This is a genomic window from Ruegeria sp. BHSC223 (assembly GCF_059613025.1).
Map to the genome: position 1 here is coordinate 348,520 of NZ_JBXWRR010000002.1, position 17,320 is coordinate 365,839.

General features: G+C 64.1%; 19 protein-coding genes. 13 read left to right on the forward strand and 6 right to left on the reverse strand.

The genetic code is table 11. From position 1 onward, the window contains the following. Positions 1-31: 31 nt before the first annotated feature. From gshB to rsmI, 3 genes are all read right to left on the reverse strand, one after another. Positions 32-964 carry a glutathione synthase gene (gshB, locus tag AC2FNY_RS05645; RefSeq protein ID WP_234137295.1) on the reverse strand — a complete coding sequence of 311 codons (933 nt, stop codon included), beginning with the start codon at positions 962-964 and terminating at the stop codon, positions 32-34. 62 nt (positions 965-1,026) lie between these two features. Continuing rightward, positions 1,027-1,398 (reverse strand): YraN family protein, encoded by a 372-nt coding sequence (locus tag AC2FNY_RS05650; RefSeq protein ID WP_234165644.1) that lies wholly within the window; start codon positions 1,396-1,398, stop codon positions 1,027-1,029. Between the two features lies 1 nt (position 1,399). Beyond that, on the reverse strand, positions 1,400-2,257 hold the full coding sequence (gene rsmI, locus AC2FNY_RS05655; RefSeq protein ID WP_234137293.1) for a 16S rRNA (cytidine(1402)-2'-O)-methyltransferase: 858 nt from the start codon (positions 2,255-2,257) through the stop codon (positions 1,400-1,402). 84 nt (positions 2,258-2,341) lie between these two features. On the opposite strand from rsmI, the gene AC2FNY_RS05660 reads away from it, so the two are divergent. From AC2FNY_RS05660 to AC2FNY_RS05680, 5 genes are all read left to right on the forward strand, one after another. Continuing rightward, positions 2,342-3,517 (forward strand): penicillin-binding protein activator, encoded by a 1,176-nt coding sequence (locus AC2FNY_RS05660; RefSeq protein WP_496801879.1) that lies wholly within the window; start codon positions 2,342-2,344, stop codon positions 3,515-3,517. Beyond that, on the forward strand, positions 3,477-6,311 hold the full coding sequence (locus AC2FNY_RS05665) for a [protein-PII] uridylyltransferase (protein ID WP_496801880.1): 2,835 nt from the start codon (positions 3,477-3,479) through the stop codon (positions 6,309-6,311). The genes AC2FNY_RS05660 and AC2FNY_RS05665 overlap by 41 nt, the downstream gene beginning before the upstream one ends. After that, a complete protein-coding gene (gene murJ / locus AC2FNY_RS05670) occupies positions 6,308-7,849 on the forward strand; it encodes a murein biosynthesis integral membrane protein MurJ (RefSeq protein WP_496801881.1) in 1,542 nt (513 codons plus the stop codon). The genes AC2FNY_RS05665 and murJ overlap by 4 nt, the downstream gene beginning before the upstream one ends. Then, the gene (locus AC2FNY_RS05675) at positions 7,846-8,430 is read left to right on the forward strand and encodes a Crp/Fnr family transcriptional regulator (protein WP_496801882.1); all 585 of its coding nucleotides are present in this window, start codon (positions 7,846-7,848) and stop codon (positions 8,428-8,430) included. Before murJ ends, AC2FNY_RS05675 begins: the two co-directional genes overlap by 4 nt. A 70-nt stretch (positions 8,431-8,500) precedes the next feature. Continuing rightward, complete coding sequence (locus AC2FNY_RS05680) at positions 8,501-8,692, forward strand: YgaP family membrane protein (protein ID WP_234137289.1); 192 nt, start codon at positions 8,501-8,503, stop codon at positions 8,690-8,692. A 20-nt stretch (positions 8,693-8,712) separates the two neighbouring features. Here AC2FNY_RS05680 and AC2FNY_RS05685 read toward each other — a convergent pair whose 3' ends face one another. Further along, entirely contained in the window at positions 8,713-9,399 is a 687-nt protein-coding gene (locus tag AC2FNY_RS05685) for a rhomboid family intramembrane serine protease (RefSeq protein ID WP_234137288.1), read from the reverse strand. A gap of 85 nt (positions 9,400-9,484) precedes the next feature. Here AC2FNY_RS05685 and trpS point away from each other — a divergent pair, with 85 nt between their 5' ends. Together trpS and AC2FNY_RS05695 are read left to right on the forward strand one after the other, a co-directional pair. Beyond that, positions 9,485-10,501 (forward strand): tryptophan--tRNA ligase, encoded by a 1,017-nt coding sequence (trpS, locus tag AC2FNY_RS05690; RefSeq protein ID WP_234142602.1) that lies wholly within the window; start codon positions 9,485-9,487, stop codon positions 10,499-10,501. A gap of 105 nt (positions 10,502-10,606) precedes the next feature. Continuing rightward, on the forward strand, positions 10,607-11,092 hold the full coding sequence (locus AC2FNY_RS05695; protein ID WP_234184463.1) for a VOC family protein: 486 nt from the start codon (positions 10,607-10,609) through the stop codon (positions 11,090-11,092). 23 nt (positions 11,093-11,115) lie between these two features. Here the strand turns inward: AC2FNY_RS05695 and AC2FNY_RS05700 are convergent, their stop codons facing one another. Beyond that, entirely contained in the window at positions 11,116-12,165 is a 1,050-nt protein-coding gene (locus AC2FNY_RS05700; RefSeq protein WP_496801883.1) for a Leu/Phe/Val dehydrogenase, read from the reverse strand. 129 nt (positions 12,166-12,294) lie between these two features. On the opposite strand from AC2FNY_RS05700, the gene AC2FNY_RS05705 reads away from it, so the two are divergent. From AC2FNY_RS05705 to AC2FNY_RS05725, 5 genes are read left to right on the forward strand one after another with little or no spacing between them, the layout of a single operon-like run. Next, positions 12,295-12,756: an Lrp/AsnC family transcriptional regulator gene (locus AC2FNY_RS05705; protein ID WP_011046150.1), complete on the forward strand. Its 462-nt coding sequence runs from the start codon at positions 12,295-12,297 to the stop codon at positions 12,754-12,756. A gap of 60 nt (positions 12,757-12,816) precedes the next feature. Then, complete coding sequence (locus AC2FNY_RS05710; protein WP_496801884.1) at positions 12,817-13,680, forward strand: branched-chain amino acid aminotransferase; 864 nt, start codon at positions 12,817-12,819, stop codon at positions 13,678-13,680. Beyond that, positions 13,677-14,741, forward strand: coding sequence for an AbrB family transcriptional regulator (locus AC2FNY_RS05715; RefSeq protein ID WP_496801885.1), 1,065 nt, complete (start codon positions 13,677-13,679; stop codon positions 14,739-14,741). The genes AC2FNY_RS05710 and AC2FNY_RS05715 overlap by 4 nt, the downstream gene beginning before the upstream one ends. Before the next feature lie 39 nt (positions 14,742-14,780). Next, positions 14,781-15,236 (forward strand): universal stress protein, encoded by a 456-nt coding sequence (locus tag AC2FNY_RS05720; RefSeq protein WP_234137281.1) that lies wholly within the window; start codon positions 14,781-14,783, stop codon positions 15,234-15,236. Positions 15,237-15,243: 7 nt separating this feature from the next. Next, on the forward strand, positions 15,244-15,837 hold the full coding sequence (locus AC2FNY_RS05725) for a 2-hydroxychromene-2-carboxylate isomerase (protein WP_496801886.1): 594 nt from the start codon (positions 15,244-15,246) through the stop codon (positions 15,835-15,837). A 53-nt stretch (positions 15,838-15,890) separates the two neighbouring features. Here AC2FNY_RS05725 and AC2FNY_RS05730 read toward each other — a convergent pair whose 3' ends face one another. Continuing rightward, positions 15,891-16,481, reverse strand: a complete 591-nt coding sequence (locus tag AC2FNY_RS05730) for a CGNR zinc finger domain-containing protein (RefSeq protein WP_496801887.1) — start codon at positions 16,479-16,481, stop codon at positions 15,891-15,893. A gap of 128 nt (positions 16,482-16,609) precedes the next feature. On the opposite strand from AC2FNY_RS05730, the gene AC2FNY_RS05735 reads away from it, so the two are divergent. Then, complete coding sequence (locus tag AC2FNY_RS05735) at positions 16,610-17,224, forward strand: FMN-dependent NADH-azoreductase (RefSeq protein ID WP_234142591.1); 615 nt, start codon at positions 16,610-16,612, stop codon at positions 17,222-17,224. Positions 17,225-17,320 lie beyond the last annotated feature (96 nt).

Below are 17,320 nucleotides of genomic sequence, written 5' to 3' on the forward strand. Positions count from 1 at the left end.
CCGCAGCGGAAAACGGCCGCCTGCCGCTCGCTTAGAGCTTGGCCTCGATGGCCTCCCAGATACGCCCGGCAATATTCACCCCGTCAAAGCGCTCCAATTCCTGAATCCCGGTTGGCGAGGTCACGTTGATCTCGGTCAGATAGTCGCCGATCACATCGATCCCGACAAAAACCTGCCCCTTTTCCCGCAGGAGCGGGCCGATGGCAGCGCAAATCTCACGGTCGCGCTCGGTCAGCCCGATCTTTTCGGGCCGCCCGCCCACATGCATGTTCGAACGCACCTCTCCCTCAGCCGGGACCCGATTGATGGCGCCCACCGCCTCGCCATCGACCAGAATGACACGCTTGTCGCCGTTGCGTACATCGGGCAGGTATTTCTGCACGATCAGCGGCTCGCGCGAAAAACCCACGAACAGCTCATGCAGCGAGGACAGGTTGCGATCGTTCTCGTCCAAGCGGAACACCCCGGCGCCGCCATTGCCGTAGAGCGGCTTCAGGATGATGTCGCCGTGCCGCGCCTTGAATGCGCGGATGGTCTCCAGATCGCGCGCTATGGCGGTGGGCGGGGTCAACTCGGGAAAATTCAAAACCAGAAGCTTCTCGGGATAGTTGCGCACCCAGAACGGGTCGTTGACAACAAGAGTCTGCCCCTTGAGCCGGTCCAGCAGATGCGTCGAGGTGATGTAATGCATGTCGAACGGGGGATCCTGACGCAGCCAGACCACATCGAAATCTGCCAGATCGACCTCGCGCATTGGTCCCAGAACAGCCGGGGCTCCCACCACGCGCTGCACGGTCATATCATGACCGCGCGCGGTGATCCGGCCCTCCTGATAGGCCAGTTGATCAGGACCGTAATAAAACAGTTCGTGCCCGCGCGCCTGCGCCTCTTCTGCCAGCCGAAAAGAGCTGTCAGCATTGATGTTCACGGCCCCGATCGGGTCCATCTGAAAGGCGATCTTCATGGCAAGTCCCTCTATCGATTGTCCAGATACATGGCGCAGAGGGGCAGAGGGTTCAATGGCGATCAGCCATGACCAAAGGCATTCTCGATAATTTCAAGCTGCCCGGTTCCATCGACCAGAACCACGTCAAAGCGCATCGGCGTCAGCTGCCCGGCGGGTTCCTCCGCCAGGAACTCGGCCGCGGCCGCATGCAGGCGCTCCATCTGGCGCGCACCAAGGCTTTCGGCGGCACGGGCGAAATCCCGGCTCTGCTTGACCTCGACAAAGACGACCTCGTCACCCAAGCGAGCGATCAGGTCAATCTCGCCACCCCTGCCGCGCCAGCGACGGTGAACCAGTCGATATCCGCGCCGCTCGTAATCGCGCAGCACCGAATGCTCGGCCGCTTCTCCGGCCAGGTGATTTTGTGCCCCTCGCGATGCAAGCGCCTTCATGTCATCCCTTCCCGAGCTTCAGCGCCAACTGGTAGACCGGGCGCCGGGGCACATCATGCATGCGCGCCACCAGATCGGCGGCGTCCCGGACCGAATGCGTTTCGAGTGCTGCCATGAGATCTTTTTCTAGGTCAGACTCCTTAACCGGACCTGAACGGACACGATCAACTAGCACCACAATCTCGCCCTTGACCGGCGCCTCGACCAGCGCTTCGGCCAGGCCGGCCAGCGTATCCCGGCGGGTTTCCTCGAATTTCTTCGTCAGTTCCCGGCACAGTGCAGCTGGCCGGTCACCACCCAGCACCGCGGTCATGTCCCGCAGGCTGGCCGCCAGCCGCTTGGGCGATTCGTAGAAGACCAGCGTGCCGGGCACTCCCCGCAGGGTTTCGAGCCGGGTTTTGCGCGCCGCTGCAGCATTCGGCAGAAACCCCGCAAAGAAAAACGCATCCGTCGGCAGACCCGCGAGCGTCAGCGCTGTCAGCACCGCCGACGGCCCTGGTGCGCAGGTCACCATATGCCCTGCCTCGGCGGCGGCACGGCTCAGCTCAAAGCCCGGGTCGGCGATCAGCGGCATGCCCGCCTCCGAGGCGTAAGCCACCGACTTGCCCTCGGCCAATGCTTGCAGCAACCGCGCCTGCGCCCCGGCACCGGAATGGTCGTGATAGGCAAGGACCCGCCGCCCATCGAGCGGCACGCCGTGAATATCAAGCAGATGGCGCAGCGAGCGTGTATCCTCGGCAGCGATCACCTCGGCCGAGGCGAGCACATCCAGCGCCCTGAGCGTGATGTCGCGCGCCGACCCGATCGGGGTTCCGACGAAATACAGGCCCGCAGGCAATCTGAGCTTTTGGTAATTCAACGCTGGACCCGTGTTTCATGACGTCTATTATCGCGGCTCGACCATTGAGGCGGGCTGCCGCCGGATCAAGGAGCTATTGATTAGATGTTTGCCGTTTTCAACCCCGCCCGCAAGATTGCCCTTTCCGCGATGGCCTTGGCGGCGGCTGCACTGTTATCGGCCTGCGAGCCGGTCGCCATCGGTGGCGGCGGTCCCAGCATCAATACCTCGAAACCGGTCCCCGTTGCGCTGCTGGTTCCGCGCGGCTCGGCCCAGTCGGGTGACGCGGTTCTGGCGCAAAGCCTGGAAAACGCGGCCCGGTTGGCGATTGCGGACCTGCAGAACGTACAGATCGACCTACGGGTTTATGACACCGCAGGCGATGCGGGCACTGCCGCTGCGGTTGCCAAACAGGCCGTCGGAGACGGCGCCAAGATCATCCTCGGCCCGGTCTATGCCCAGGCCGCCAACGCCGCCGGGCTGGCGGTGCTAAGCGACAACATCAACGTCTTGTCCTTCTCCAACAACGTCAACATCGCTGGTGGCAACGTGTTTGTCCTGGGGCCGACCTTCAACAACAGCGCAAACCGATTGGTCAATTTCGCAGCGCGGCAGGGTAAGGGCGATATCGTCGTGGTACATAGCAACGACGAGGCCGGGCAGCTGGGCCGGGCGGCGATCACCGACGCCATATCGCGCAGCAGCGCCAAACTGGCCGGAACGGTTGCCTATGAACGATCGCAGCAGGGTGTGATCAACTCGATCCCGCAGGTCAAGGCAACGGTGGACGGGGCCGGCGCGGATTCGATCTTTTTCACCTCGACCACGGCCGGGGCATTGCCGCTCTACACCCAGCTTTTACCCGAGGCGGGCGTATCACCGGCGGAGACCCAGTATATCGGCCTGACCCGCTGGGACATTCCGGCGCAGACGCTGGAACTTCCCGGCGTGCAGGGCGGCTGGTTCGCTCTGCCCGACCCGTCCAAGGCACAGGCGTTCCGCGCCCGGTATCAAAGCACCTATGGCGGCGCACCGCACCCGATCGGCGGGCTGGCCTATGACGGCATTGCCGCCATCGGCGCGCTGGTGGGCGCGGGCAAGTCGGATGCGTTGACTGGCGCCGCCCTGACCCAAAGTGCTGGGTTCCAGGGTGTCGGTGGCATCTTCCGTCTGCGCCCCGACGGGACTAATGAACGGGGGCTGGCCGTGGCCACGATCCAGAACAAACAGGTGGTTGTGATTGACCCTGCCCCACAAAGCTTCTCCGGCGCCGGATTCTGATCCGGCCGATACCTCTCTGCCGATCCAGCCCAGGCTGACCGGCGATCTGATCTGCGACCCGGCCGAGGTGTTCGACGCCCCGGCCGTGTTCGCGCGGATCAACGAGGCGGCAAACGAGGCCGCCGACAACGCAGCGCTGCGCGGGGCTGTCGTGGCCATTCTGCGCGATGTTCAGAAATCGGGCCGGGCCGCGATCGCCGCCGGTTTTGCGGGCGACCCCTTTGCCGCGCGACCATTGACCCGCGCCTATACCTATCTGACCGACGGGCTGGTCAAGACGGCAATGTATGTTGCCTCGGAAATCCTGCACCCGCTGGCCACACCCACCCAGGGCGAACGGATCGCGGTATTGGCGGTGGGCGGGTTCGGGCGCGGCGAGATGGCGCCGTTCTCCGATGTCGATCTGCTGTTTCTGACCCCCTACAAGATCACCGCCTGGGCCGAGAGCGTCATCGAATCGATGCTCTACATCCTTTGGGATCTTCGACTGAAGGTCGGGCATTCCTCGCGCACGGTAAAGGATTGCGTGCGGCTCGGGCGCGAGGATTTCACCATCCGCACCGCGATGCTGGAACACCGGTTCCTGGCCGGGCATGCGCCTCTGGCGCGCTCGCTGGACCAGCGTCTGAAAAGCGAGCTTTACAAGGATACCCAGCGCGAATTCATCGAGGCCAAGCTGGAGGAGCGCGACGCCCGCCACCGCAAGCAGGGCGAGCGGTACATGGTCGAACCGAATGTGAAGGAGGGCAAGGGCGGGCTGCGCGACCTGCAATCGCTCTACTGGATCGCCAAATATATCTATGGGGTGAAGGAGACCGCCGAACTGGTGCCGCTGGGCCTGTTCACCGCATCGGAATACCGCACCTTTGTACAGGCCGAAGAGTTCCTGTGGGCGGTACGCGCGCATTTGCATCTGGTTACCGGGCGGGCCACTGAACAGCTGACCTTTGATCTCCAGGTCGAAGTGGCCGAGCGCATGGGCTATCAGGACCGCGCCGGGCGCCGCGCGGTCGAAGTGTTCATGCAGAAATACTTTCGCGAGGCCACGCGCGTGGGCGAACTGACGCGGATTTTCCTGACCAAGCTCGAAGCGTCGCATATGAAGGGCGCGCCGCTGCTGGAACGCATCTTTCGTCGTCGCCGCAGGGTCAAGCAGGGGTACAAGGTGGTTCATGGCCGGATCGACGTGCTCGATCCCGAGACCTTTCTGGACGACAAGCTGAACCTGCTGCGCATCTTCGAGGAGGGGTTGCGTACCGGCATGCTGATCCATCCGGATGCAATGCGGCTGGTGACCGCCAACCTGGACCTGATCGATGACGACATGCGCAACAACAAGGAGGCGCGGCGCATCTTTCTGGACCTGCTGCTGAAACACGGCAACCCCGAACGGGCGCTCAGGCGGATGAACGAATTGGGGGTGCTGTCGGCCTTCGTGCCCGAATTCGAACCCATCGTGGCGATGATGCAGTTCAACATGTATCACAGCTATACGGTGGACGAACACACCATCCAGACCATCGTCAACCTTGCCCAGATCGAAAAGGGAGAGTTGGTCGAGTCGCTGCCGCTGGCCTCGTCCATCCTCAAGGCCGGGGTGAACCGCAAGGTTCTTTATGTGGCGCTGCTGTTGCACGATATCGGCAAGGGCCGGCCCGAGGATCACTCGATTCTGGGAGCGCGTATCGCCCGCCGCGTGGCGCCGCGTCTGGGCCTGTCCAAGGCCGATTGCGAAACGGTGGAATGGCTGGTGCGCTATCACCTGTTGATGTCGGACATGGCGCAGAAACGCGATATCTCCGATCCCCGGACCGTGCGCGATTTTGCCAAGGCGGTGCAGACGGTCAAGCGCCTGGACCTGCTGACGGTGCTGACCGTCTGCGATATTCGCGGCGTCGGCCCCAACACCTGGAACAACTGGAAGGCAACGCTGTTGCGCGCCCTGCATGCGGAAACCAAGCGGGCGCTTGAAATGGGGATGGAGGCACTGAACCGCGAAGGGCGCGGCAACGAGGCCAAGAAGGCGCTGCGCACGGCCCTGTCCGACTGGCCCGCAGGCGAGATCAAGACTGAGATCGCCCGCCACTATCCGCCCTATTGGCAGGGCTTCAATGTCGAGACCCATGTCACCTTTGCCGAGATGCTGCGCCAGTTGGAACAAAGCGGCGATCCCGGCGGCATCGAAATCCGGCTCGACCCGGACGAGGACCGCGATGCCACCCGCGCCTGTTTCGCCATGGCCGATCATCCCGGTATCTTTTCACGGATGGCCGGCGCCTTGGCGCTGGTTGGCGCGAACGTGGTCGATGCCCGCAGCTATACGACCAAGGACGGCTACGTGACCGATGCCTTCTGGATCCAGGACGCCGAAGGCCACCCTTACGAGGCCGCGCGCCTGCCCCGGCTCAGCCAGATGATCCTGAAAACCCTCAAGGGCGAGGTGGTGGCCCGCGACGCGCTGAAATCCCGCGACAAGATCAAGAAGCGGGAAAAGGCATTCAACGTGCCGACCCATATCACCTTCGACAACGAAGGCTCGGACATCTACACGATCATCGAGGTCGATACCCGCGACCGGCCCGGCCTGCTTTATGATCTGGCCCGGGCAATGGCGGCGGCAAATGTCTATATCGCCAATGCGGTGATCGCGACCTATGGCGAACAGGTGGTCGACAGTTTCTATGTCAAGGACATGTTCGGACTGAAATACCATTCCGAGGCCAAGCAGCGCACGCTTGAGACAAAGCTGCGCAAGGCCATAACCGAAGGTGCAGAACGGGCTGCCGCATCATGAAGCCCGTTCGCATGATGGCCGGTTTCTTCACGGTCGGTTTCTGGACTCTGGCCAGCCGCATTCTGGGTTTCGTGCGCGAGATCCTGTTGGCCGCCTATATCGGCCCCGGCCCGGTTATGGATGCCTTTGTGGCGGCCTTTCGCCTGCCCAACCTGTTCCGCCGCTTCTTTGCCGAGGGTGCGTTCAACGCGGCTTTCGTGCCGATGTTCTCGAAACGGCTAGAAGGCGGCGAGGATGCCGAGGGATTTGCCCAGCAGGCGTTCAACCTGTTGGGTACGGCGGTGCTGACGCTGGTGGCGCTGGCCATGATCTTCATGCCCGCGCTGATCTGGGTCACCGCCAGCGGCTTTGCCGGGGACGCGCGGTTCGACCTGGCGGTGGGATACGGCAAGATCGCCTTTCCCTATATCCTGTTCATGTCGCTGGCGGCGCTGTTTTCCGGCGTTCTGAACGCCACCGGGCGGTTTGCCGCCGCTGCCGCCGCGCCGGTTCTGCTGAACGTGTTCGCCTGCGCCGCGATGCTGGCCGGCTCGGCACTGGGTGGAGAAGTGATCGACTGGCTGATCTGGGTGATCCCGGTCGCGGGTGTGGCGCAGCTGGCACTGGTCTGGGTCGCGGCCGAGCGTGCGGGCATCCGACTGCGCCCCGGCCTTCCCCGGCTCAGCCCAGACATGCGGCGGCTGGTGCGGGTGGCCTTTCCCGCCGCGCTGGCGATGGGGGTGACGCAGATCAACCTGGTGGTGGGACAGCTTGTCGCCTCGCGCACCGAAAGCGCGGTCAGCTGGCTCTTTGCGGCGGACCGACTTTATCAACTGCCGCTGGGCGTGGTGGGCATCGCGGTGGGGATCGTTCTTTTGCCCGATCTGTCGCGCCGCCTGCGGGCCGGTGACGATACCGGCGCGCGCGATGCCTATTCGCGCGCGGGCGAGTTCTCGTTGATCCTGACCCTGCCCTCGGCCATGGCGCTGGTGGCGATCCCGCTGCCGTTGGTCGCGGTGCTGTTCCAGCGCGGCGCCTTTACGCCCGAGGACAGCGCCGCCACCGCTCTGGCTGTCGCGGTCTACGGGCTGGGCCTGCCCGCCTTCATGCTGCAAAAGGTGTTCCAACCGCTGTTCTTTGCCCGCGAAGACACCAAAAGCCCGTTCCGCTATGCAGTTGTGGCCATGGTGATCAACGCTGTGCTGGCCTTTGCACTTTATCCCCTGTTGGGCTGGATCGCGCCCGCGATCGCCACCACCGTCGCCGGCTGGACCATGGTGGCGCAACTGGCCTTGGGCGCTCGACGCATGGGGGACGTGGCCCGGTTCGACGCTCGCTTTCACCGTCGCGCCTGGCGTATCCTGATGGCCTCGCTGATCATGGGGGCGGCGCTGTATGCGGTGCTGATCCCGCTGGGCTGGGTGCTGGACCTGCCCAGCTGGCGCTATCTGGGCCTGTTGGCGCTGATCCTTTTTGCTGCTGTGATCTATTTCGGGGTCGGCCATCTGATCGGCGCCTTCCGCCTGTCGGAATTCCGCCGCGCGTTGAGGCGGTCATGAGCGCGCTTGACTGTCCCGCCGGCACCGTCCTGTTCCGCGCCGGGCAGGATTGCCCCGGTTTCCTGCGCCTGGACGAAGGCTCGATCCGCGTCACCCTGACCGCCGCCAACGGGCGCGAGGTGGTGCTCTATCGGGTCGGGCCGGGCGATGTCTGCCTGCAAACCTTTGCCTGCCTCACCGAGGGGCGCAGCTACAGCGCCGAAGGGGTGGCCGAAACCCGGGTGCGCGGCCATCTGATGAGCCATGCCGAGTTCCGCAGCGCGCTGGCCCAGAACGAGGCGTTCCGCACCGAGGTCATGCAGGCGGTGGCACGCCGGTTTGCCGATTTCGAACATCTGGTCGAGGACGTGGCCCTGACTGGGTTCGACACGCGGCTGGCGCGGGTGCTGTTGCGGCTGGCAAAAGGCGACACAGTATCCGCAACGCATGAGGCGCTGGCGGCCGAGACCGCCTCGGGCCGGGCCTTTGTCAGTCGCCGGCTGGCCGAATTCGCGCGTCAGGGCCTGGTGGAACTGGCGCGCGGACAGGTGACGCTGTGCGACCGGTCCGGGCTGGAACGGATTGCCGCAGAGGAACGGTGACACTGTCACCGACAGCGGCCGCGGGATCGGTCACAAGGGGCACAGACCTCTGACCTGAAAGGATTCGCAAATGACCCGTAACGCAGGAACCCTCGACCGCGCCGCCCGTATCATTCTGGGCCTCGTCCTGTTGTCGCTGACCGTGATCGGCCCCAAGACCATGTGGGGCCTGGTCGGCCTGATCCCGCTGTTGACCGGGCTGGTGGGGTCCTGCCCGCTCTATACCATCCTGGGCCTGAACACCTGCCCGCTGAAGAAGTAAACCTGCCCGGCCGGACCGCCCTAATCGTGGCGGATCCGGCCGCGCATCCGCGCCCAGCCGCCCGGCGACAGGAAGAAGGACAGCGCAAATCCGGTGGCAAAGCCCGCCAGATCGGCGACCCAGTCCAGCCCACCGCCAAACAGCAGGCCGAACAGCAGCTGCGCCCCCATCAGAAAGGCGATCAGACTGAACGCCCGCGCCTGATGCTGCCCCACCAGCGACAGCTTGCGCCACAAGAGCCAGGTAAAGGCGCCGATCAACCCGTAGACGGGTGGAAACCCCCCGATCAGCGCCACCGGCGACCCGGTCATCAGTGCATATCCCAGCGCCCCGCCGATGCCCGAGACCACGAAAACCACCAGCATCGCCAGGCTGCCAAAGCTCTCGGCCACCATCTTGCCCATCGCCAGCACGAAGACACATACGAACAGCGACTGGGTGAACGAGGCGTTGACGAAGGGATAGCTGACAAACCGGATCACATGTTCGACAGGCCAGCGCCCCGTCTCCCACATCCAGGTCAGGATATCGGGTGAGAAGGCATAGGACTGCATCGCCGCCAGCCGCCAGCCCACCGCCTGCGGCCCGCCGACGATGCCGCGCGCGCCCAGCGAGAAGGCGATCTCGATCCCCATGATGAAGAGGACCAGCGCCACCACGACGGGCGGCAGCGGATTGACCGGCGATGTATCGTTATCACTGCTCATGGGCGGGCCTTTCGCGGCTGTTGACGTCCCTTTGCCCCATGGGTAAGCGACGGGGGCCGAATTTTCCAGACGGGAGTTCCCCATCATGACCGAAACCCAGTTCACGCCGCGTGTGTTTTCCGGCATCCAGCCTTCGGGAAACCTGCATCTTGGTAACTACCTCGGTGCGCTCAAGCGATTTGTGGATATGCAGGGACCCGAGATGGAGACCGTGTATTGCATGGTCGATCTCCACGCGATTACCGTCTGGCAAGATCCCAAGGAACTTGCGCATTCCACGCGGGAACTGTGTGCAGGCTTCATCGCAGCCGGGATCGACCCGGAACAGTCGATCCTGATCAACCAATCCCAGGTGCCCGAACATGCGCAGCTGGCGTGGATCTTCAACTGCGTCGCCCGCATGGGCTGGATGCAGCGGATGACCCAGTGGAAGGACAAGGCCGGCAAGAACCAGCAGAACGCCTCGCTGGGCCTGTTTGCCTATCCGTCGCTGATGGCCGCCGACATCCTGATCTATCACGCCACCCATGTGCCGGTGGGCGAGGACCAGAAACAGCATCTGGAACTGACGCGCGACATCGCGATCAAGTTCAACCACGATTACGGCGTCGATTTCTTTCCCGTCACCGAACCGGTGATCGAGGGCGCGGCAACGCGGGTGATGAGCCTGCGCGACGGGTCCAAGAAGATGTCGAAATCCGACCCCTCGGACATGAGCCGGATCAACATGACCGACGATGCCGATGCCATCGCGCAAAAGATCCGCAAGGCCAAGACCGATCCCGACGCCCTGCCATCCGAGGCCGAGGGGCTGGAGGGGCGCCCCGAGGCGCGCAACCTGATCAATATCTATGCCGCACTGGCGGATCAGAGCGTCGATCAGGTGCTGGCCGAGGTGGGCGGCAAACAGTTCGGAGAGTTCAAGCCGATGCTGGCGGAACTCGCGGTCGCGAAACTGTCGCCAATCTCGGCCGAGATGGCGCGGCTGATGGACGATCAGGCCGAGATCGACCGCATCCTGGCACGTGGCGCTGAACGCGCCCGCGCGATCACCGCGCCGATCCTGAAACGGACCTATGAAATCGTCGGCATGGTGTCCTGACACCCAAGTATCAAGAATAATGTGCGTCCGCGCAGGAGATCTGCGCGGGATCGACCCTTTGCGGGAACGCGGATCCATCCGATAATCGGGCAAAGGAGACGCATCATGACCTATTCCGCCCCCGCCGGCACCTGTGTCGGCCATGTCCATCTGAAAGTGTCCGATCTGGACCGGGCTATCGCATTCTATCGCGATGTTCTGGGGTTCGAACTGCAACAGAGATACGGCGACGCCGCCGCCTTTCTGGGCGCCGGTGGCTATCACCACCATATCGGGCTGAACACCTGGCACAGCCGGGGCGGTCCGCAACCGCCCGCTCGGGCGACCGGGCTGTATCATTCGGCCTTCCTCTACCCCGACCGCAAGGCGCTGGGGGCAGTGCTGCGTCAGGTGGTCGAGGCCGGGATAGCCATCGACGGCGCAGCCGATCACGGGGTCAGCGAGGCCGTCTATCTGCGCGATCCCGACGGCAACGGGGTCGAGCTGTATCGCGACCGCGCGCCCGAGGACTGGCCGCGCGATGCCGAGGGTAATCTGGCCATGGTCAACGCGCCGCTCGATATCCCTGCGCTGCTGGCCGAGGCCGGTTAGGACCGGCCCCGGTCACGCTACTTTTAGGCAGCCTTTGCCTGCAGGATCTCGTCCACGGTCGCATCTGCCACCTCGGCCGGGCTGACCGACAGGGTGCGGGCGCGGGTCAGGATGCGGTCCATGGTGTCGTCCAGCGCCGCAAGGCGGCCGGCAACCCAGGCCTCGCGCCCCGAGATCTTGAGGATCTCGGTTGCCACATTGATGATCCCGCCGCCATTGGCCACGTAATCGGGCGCGTAAAGAATGCCCAGATCGTGCAGACGGGCGGCATCCTCGGGCATGGCCAACTGGTTGTTGGCACCGCCCGCGACCACCCCGACCTTCAACTGCGGGATAGTCTCGGCATTCAGGATGGCACCGATGGCGCAGGGGGCAAAGATATCGGCCTCGGCCCCGTAGATCGCATCGGGCGCGACGGCGGTGGCGCCGAACTCCTCGGCCACGCGGGCAACCTGGCCCGCGTCGATATCGGTGACGATCAGTTTGGCGCCCGCGTCATGCAGATAGCCGCACAGGTAGTGACCCACATGGCCCAGCCCCTGCACCGAGACGGTGCGCCCGCGCAGATCGTCCGAGCCAAAGCGGTGCCGCGCAGCGGTGCGGATCGCGTTGAAGATGCCGCGCGCGGTGATCGGCGAGGGGTCGCCACTGGCGAAATCCCCGTCGGCGAGACCCGCAACACAGGCGGTGCGGGTGCCGATCCGCGCCATGTCGGCGGGGGTCATGCCCATATCCTCGGCGGTCCAGTAACGGCCCGCAAGTGCCTCGACCGCCGCACCAAATGCGGCAAGCAGGTCCGGCGTCTTCTGGGTTGCGGGATCAGCCATGATCACCGCCTTGCCACCGCCCAGATCAAGACCCGCGGCGGCGTTCTTGTAAGTCATGCCGCGCGACAGGCGCAGCGCGTCGTCGAGCGCGTCTGCCTCTTGCACATAGGGGCGCATCCGCACGCCGCCCGCAGCGGGACCGCGCCGGGTGGAGTGGATGGCGATAAAGCCCAGAAGCCCGCTCTCAGGGTCCGCTATTCGGACCACCTGTTCGTGTTCGGGCGCTGCGACGGGTGTAATCTGCATGGAATCCTCCGCTGAATGGCCCATTATCTGCCACAACTGCGGCGCTGTTTTTCACCAAGATTGCGCGCGAAATTGGGAAAGGTTAGAGATATTCACCATTACTTTGGATAGTATTGGAGTGTTTCACCAATGGATCAGATCGACCATCGCATTGTCCGCGCCCTGCAACGCGACGGGCGCATGACCATCTCGGATCTGGCCGACAAGGTCGGGCTGTCGCCCACCCCCTGCGCCCGGCGGCTGGAACGGTTGCAGCGTGACGGCGTGATCACCGGATACAGCGCCCGGGTTGATCCGGCAAAGCTGGGGCTAGGCGTGTCGGTCTTTGTCTCGGTCGAACTGGAGCGGCAGGAGCGCGCCGCCGTCGATGCATTCGAACGGGCAATCCGCACCTGTGACGAGGTGATGGAATGCTATCTGATGACCGGTTCGCGTGATATCCTGCTGCGGGTTCTGGTGGCCGATCTGGCGGCCTTCGATGCGTTTCTGGAAAACCGGCTGATGCAGATCCCCGGCATTCGAAATTTGCGGTCCAACTTCGCCCTGCGCACCATGGTCCAGCGCGACAGCCTGCCCGCGATCCGCCGCTAGAAAGGTCTGGACCTCTGACCCAGTCAAGCCTACCCTGATACCAACCCGAGGGAGGCGATCATGGCAACCGGCAGCAATATCCGCACCTATTTCCAAGGCAGCTGGCACGAGGGCGACGCCCCGATCATCCGCGCCGCCGATCACGGCGCCTGGCTGGGATCGGGCGTCTTTGACGGTGCCCGCTATTTTGACGGAATGGCCCCCGATCTTGAGGCGCATTGCGCGCGGGTCAACCGCTCGGCCGAGGCGCTGATGCTGACCCCCACGGTATCGACCAAAGACATGATCGAGATCGTGCGCGAGGGGCTCAAGGCCTATCGCCCGGACCAGGCGGTCTATATCCGGCCGATGTATTGGGGGATAGACGGCGATCCGACCGCGATCATCCCGATGGCCGACAGCACCGGCTTCGCCGTCTGCCTGGAAGAAATCCCGATGGCGCCCGCCACGGCCTCGGCGACGCTGACCACCACCCGGTTCCGCCGCCCGGTGCTCGAGGACGCGGTGGTCAACGCCAAGGCCGGATGCCTTTACCCCAACAACGCCCGGATGCTGCGCGAGGCGCGATCCAAGGGATTCACCAACGCGCTGGTGGCCGATGCGCTGGGCAATGTGGCCGAAACCGCCACCGCCAATATCTTCATGGTCAGGGATGGCGAGGTGTTCACACCCATCGCAAACGGCACCTTTCTGGCAGGCATTACCCGCGCGCGCCACATCAAGAACCTGCGCGCCGATGGTGTCGCCGTGCATGAAACGGTGCTGAGCTTTGCCGATTTCCACGCAGCCGACGAGGTGTTCATGTCCGGCAACATGAGCAAGGTGACCCCGGTCACCGCGTTGGACGACACCCAGTACCAGATCGGCCCGATCGCCCGTCGCGCGCGCGCTCTCTATTGGGACTGGGCGAAATCCAACGCGTGATCCTGCGCTTCGCAGAGCTGCGTCGGGACCTGCTGACGCTTGCGGTCGGTGCGTTTGGCGCCTTGGTTGCGGCGCTGCTTCACTTTCCCATGGCCCTGTTGGCCGGGCCCGCCGTTCTGGTATCGCTGGCGGGGCTGGCGGGGCTGTCGCTTCATATCTCGCCACAGTTGCGCGACGCGGGCTTTCTCATTGTCGGCCTCAGCATCGGCTCTATGGTGAGCCCTGAAAGCATCGAGGCGATGATGCGCTGGCCAGTGGCCTTCGGCCTGCTGGCCGGACTGACGCTGGTCACGCCCTGGGCCGGACGCTGGCTGATCCCGCGCCTGTTGCCCATCGACCAGGACGAAGCATTTCTCGCGGCGGCACCCGGTCACCTGAGCCTTGTCATCGCTCTGGCAGACAGTCTGCGCCTGTCGCTGACACGTCCCGTCGTGCTGGCCTCGATCCGCCTGATGGCGCTGACACTGCTGGTGCCTCTGGCCGCCACCCTGGCGGGGATCGACATTGGACCGGGCCTGCCGCAGGCCTCGGCTGTGACCCCATGGGCCTGGATTCTTGGCCAACTCGTCGCGGCCCTGCTGCTTGCCCCCTTGCTGAAAGCGGCCAGGCTGCCGGCCCATGTGCTGATTGCCGGCATCCTGGTGGCCGCCACGACGCATCTTGCGGGCTGGACGGCAGGTGGCCTGCCGGGCTGGGCCGCGCAGGCAGCGTTGGTCCTGATGGGTACGCTGATCGGAACCCGATTTGGCGGCATGGGGTGGCGCGACCTGCGCCAGAGCCTGACAGCGGGTCTGGCCATCGTCACCGTGACCACGGGCCTGGCGACGCTGGTGGCGCTCCCGGCCTCTTATCTTTCCGGTCTGCCGCTGCTGGATGTGTTGCTGGGCTTTTCGCCCGGCGGCCTTGAAACCATGATCATTCTCAGCGCCGCCCTGGGCGCCGATCCCAGTTTTGTCGCGGCGGCGCATCTGTTCCGCCTGTCGGTACTGGCCGTCGTCCTGACCCTCTATGCCACCAACGTGGCGCGGAGGGCGGCAGGGAAAAGCGATGGACAGTGTTAGGCCCCTCAGGCAGATTGACCGGGATTGTGGAGGACCGAGATGCGCAAGTTTCTTGTTGTACTGGATGACAGCCGCGAGTGCCTGAACGCGATGCGGTTTGCCGCCATGCGCGCCGCGCACACAGGTGGCGGGGTGGCGATCCTGTCGATCATACCGCCGGACGAATTCAACCACTGGATCGGCGTCGGCGAAGTGATGCGCGAAGAGGCACGCGAGCGTATCCACGCGCATTTCGAGGTGTTCGCCAAATGGATGCGCGACAAGCAGGGGGTTGAGCCCGAATTGGTGATCCGCGAGGGCGAGGCCGTACCCGAGATCATCGCACAGATTCAGGAAGACCCCGAAATCGGGGTTCTTGTTCTGGGTGCTGGCACCGACAAGAAGGGACCCGGCCCGCTGGTGTCGCAGATGAGCCGTTCGTCGGGCAGCCTGCCCATTCCCATAACCATCGTGCCGGGCGACCTGAGCAAGGAAAAGCTCGAAGCGATCACCTGAGGCGGGCATGGGCAAGCGCATTGCATTCTGGTTCGAATTTGCCTCGACCTATTCCTATCTCTCGGCGATGCGGATCGAACGGGCCGCCGAGGCGTTGGGGGTCTCGGTCGACTGGGAGCCATTCCTGCTGGGTCCGATCTTTGCCGCGCAGGGCTGGACCAGTTCGCCCTTCAACCTCTATCCGGCCAAGGGGCGGTACATGTGGCGCGACATGGAGCGGCTTTGTGCCCGGCAGGGCCTGCCGCTGACGCGACCCGATCCGTTCCCTCAAAACGGGCTTCCGGCGGCACGACTGGCACTGGTGGCCCGCGAGATGGGCCACATCGCGCCCTTTGTCCGCGCCGTCTATGGCGCGCAATTCGGGCGTGGGCTGGTGATCTCGGATCCGCACGTGCTGGCCTCGTGCTGGGCCGAAGCAGGATTGCCGCCCGAGGCGATGGAGCGGGCCAAGGCGCCCGAGATCAAGGCCGCGCTGTTTGCCCAGGGCGAGCGCGCCGCCGCGCTTGACCTGTTCGGCGCCCCCAGTTTCGTGGTGGGGGAGGAGCTGTTCTGGGGTGATGATCGGCTGGACCAGGCATTGGCGCTGGCTGCCCAATCCTGATTGCCCCACGTCCTAGGCTTCGCTTTCAAGCCCGTTCGCACGCGCGGTCGAGGTCAATCCGATCTTGCGCGGGCGCGATGTGACGCCACCTTGGCCCGGTTGCCGCAGACGGCCATGCTGCACCATCGGCGCCGATTGTTCTTGCTGGTATCGCGGAACCAGTAGGTGCAGGTGGGCCCGTCGCATTGACGGGTCCGGCCGGGTTCTCCCTGGCACAACAACTCGGCGATGGCGGCGGCGCACAGGCCGACCAGATCGCGGCCATTTCGAAGTCTTGGCACCTGCTGCAATTCCGGTACGCCCTGCTGTGTCACGACGATACGGTCATGCCGGCTGGTTTCGGCAAGACAGGCATTCAGGCGGTCAAGGAATTCGGCCGAGGCCACGGGGACATTGTCGCGAAACGCGGCCCGCAGGTCCCGCAGGTCAGAGGCGGCGGCCTCAAGTTCCTGTGCCTCAAGCGTGTTGCGTACTGCCTCTGCCTCTTGGGCGGTGAGCAATCCGACGGACTGCATCCAACACAGCATCTCGGTACCGTTCCGCAACCAGTCCAGTTCCTCGCCATAGGGCGCCCCCATCGAGTTCAGCAACTCGACCCCTGTGTTGTCGGCAATCAGATAAGGCGGTGGAAGCGTGGTGCGCATGGATCGAATGCCCCGAGTCAGGTCACGTTGGCGTGACCCATTATGTAACCCCCTAAAATGCCCTTTACAAGTTTCCACCCCCATGTAACCGTTTATCTCACTTATAATGGTTACAAAGGAGCCCACCTATGCCAACCCTTCTTCATATCGTCGCCTCGCCCCGCGGAAGTGCATCGAAATCGAACGCGCTTGCCGAGACCTTCGTCACCGCACAACGCGCCAAGGACCCCACTCTCCAGGTGGATCGCCTTGACCTTTGGGACGAGGACCTGCCCGCCTTTGACGGCGATCCAGCCGCTGCCAAGATGACCTTTTTCGGAGTGGGCGAGATGGACCCCGCCAAGGAACAAGCCTGGTCCGAGGTTGCACGGATCACGGACCGCTTCATGGCGGCCGATCACATCGTGATCGGTGTCCCGATGTGGAACGGCGGCATCCCCTATCGGCTGAAGCACTATATCGACATCATTACCCAGCCCGGCATGCTGTTCGGCTTCGACCCTGAAGCGGGGTATTCGGGCCTTCTGCGGAACAAGAAGGCAACGGTGGTGACCACCAGCGGCGTCTGGTCCGAGGGGGCGGACGCAAAGTATGGCAGCGATTTTCACTCGACCTATCTGAAATGGTGGTTCGAGACCATCGGGATCACGGATGTGACCATCGTCAGATACCAGCCTTCGCTGCTGACGAACGATCCGCAGGCGGGGTATGACCACGCCCAAGCCACCCTGACCGCGATGTGATCACCGGTGCCCGTCAACGGGTTGGCCAGATCATGGCCAACCCGAGATTTAGAATGGTTCAAAAGTTGACAAGGGGCGGGTGCCGCCTCATATCTG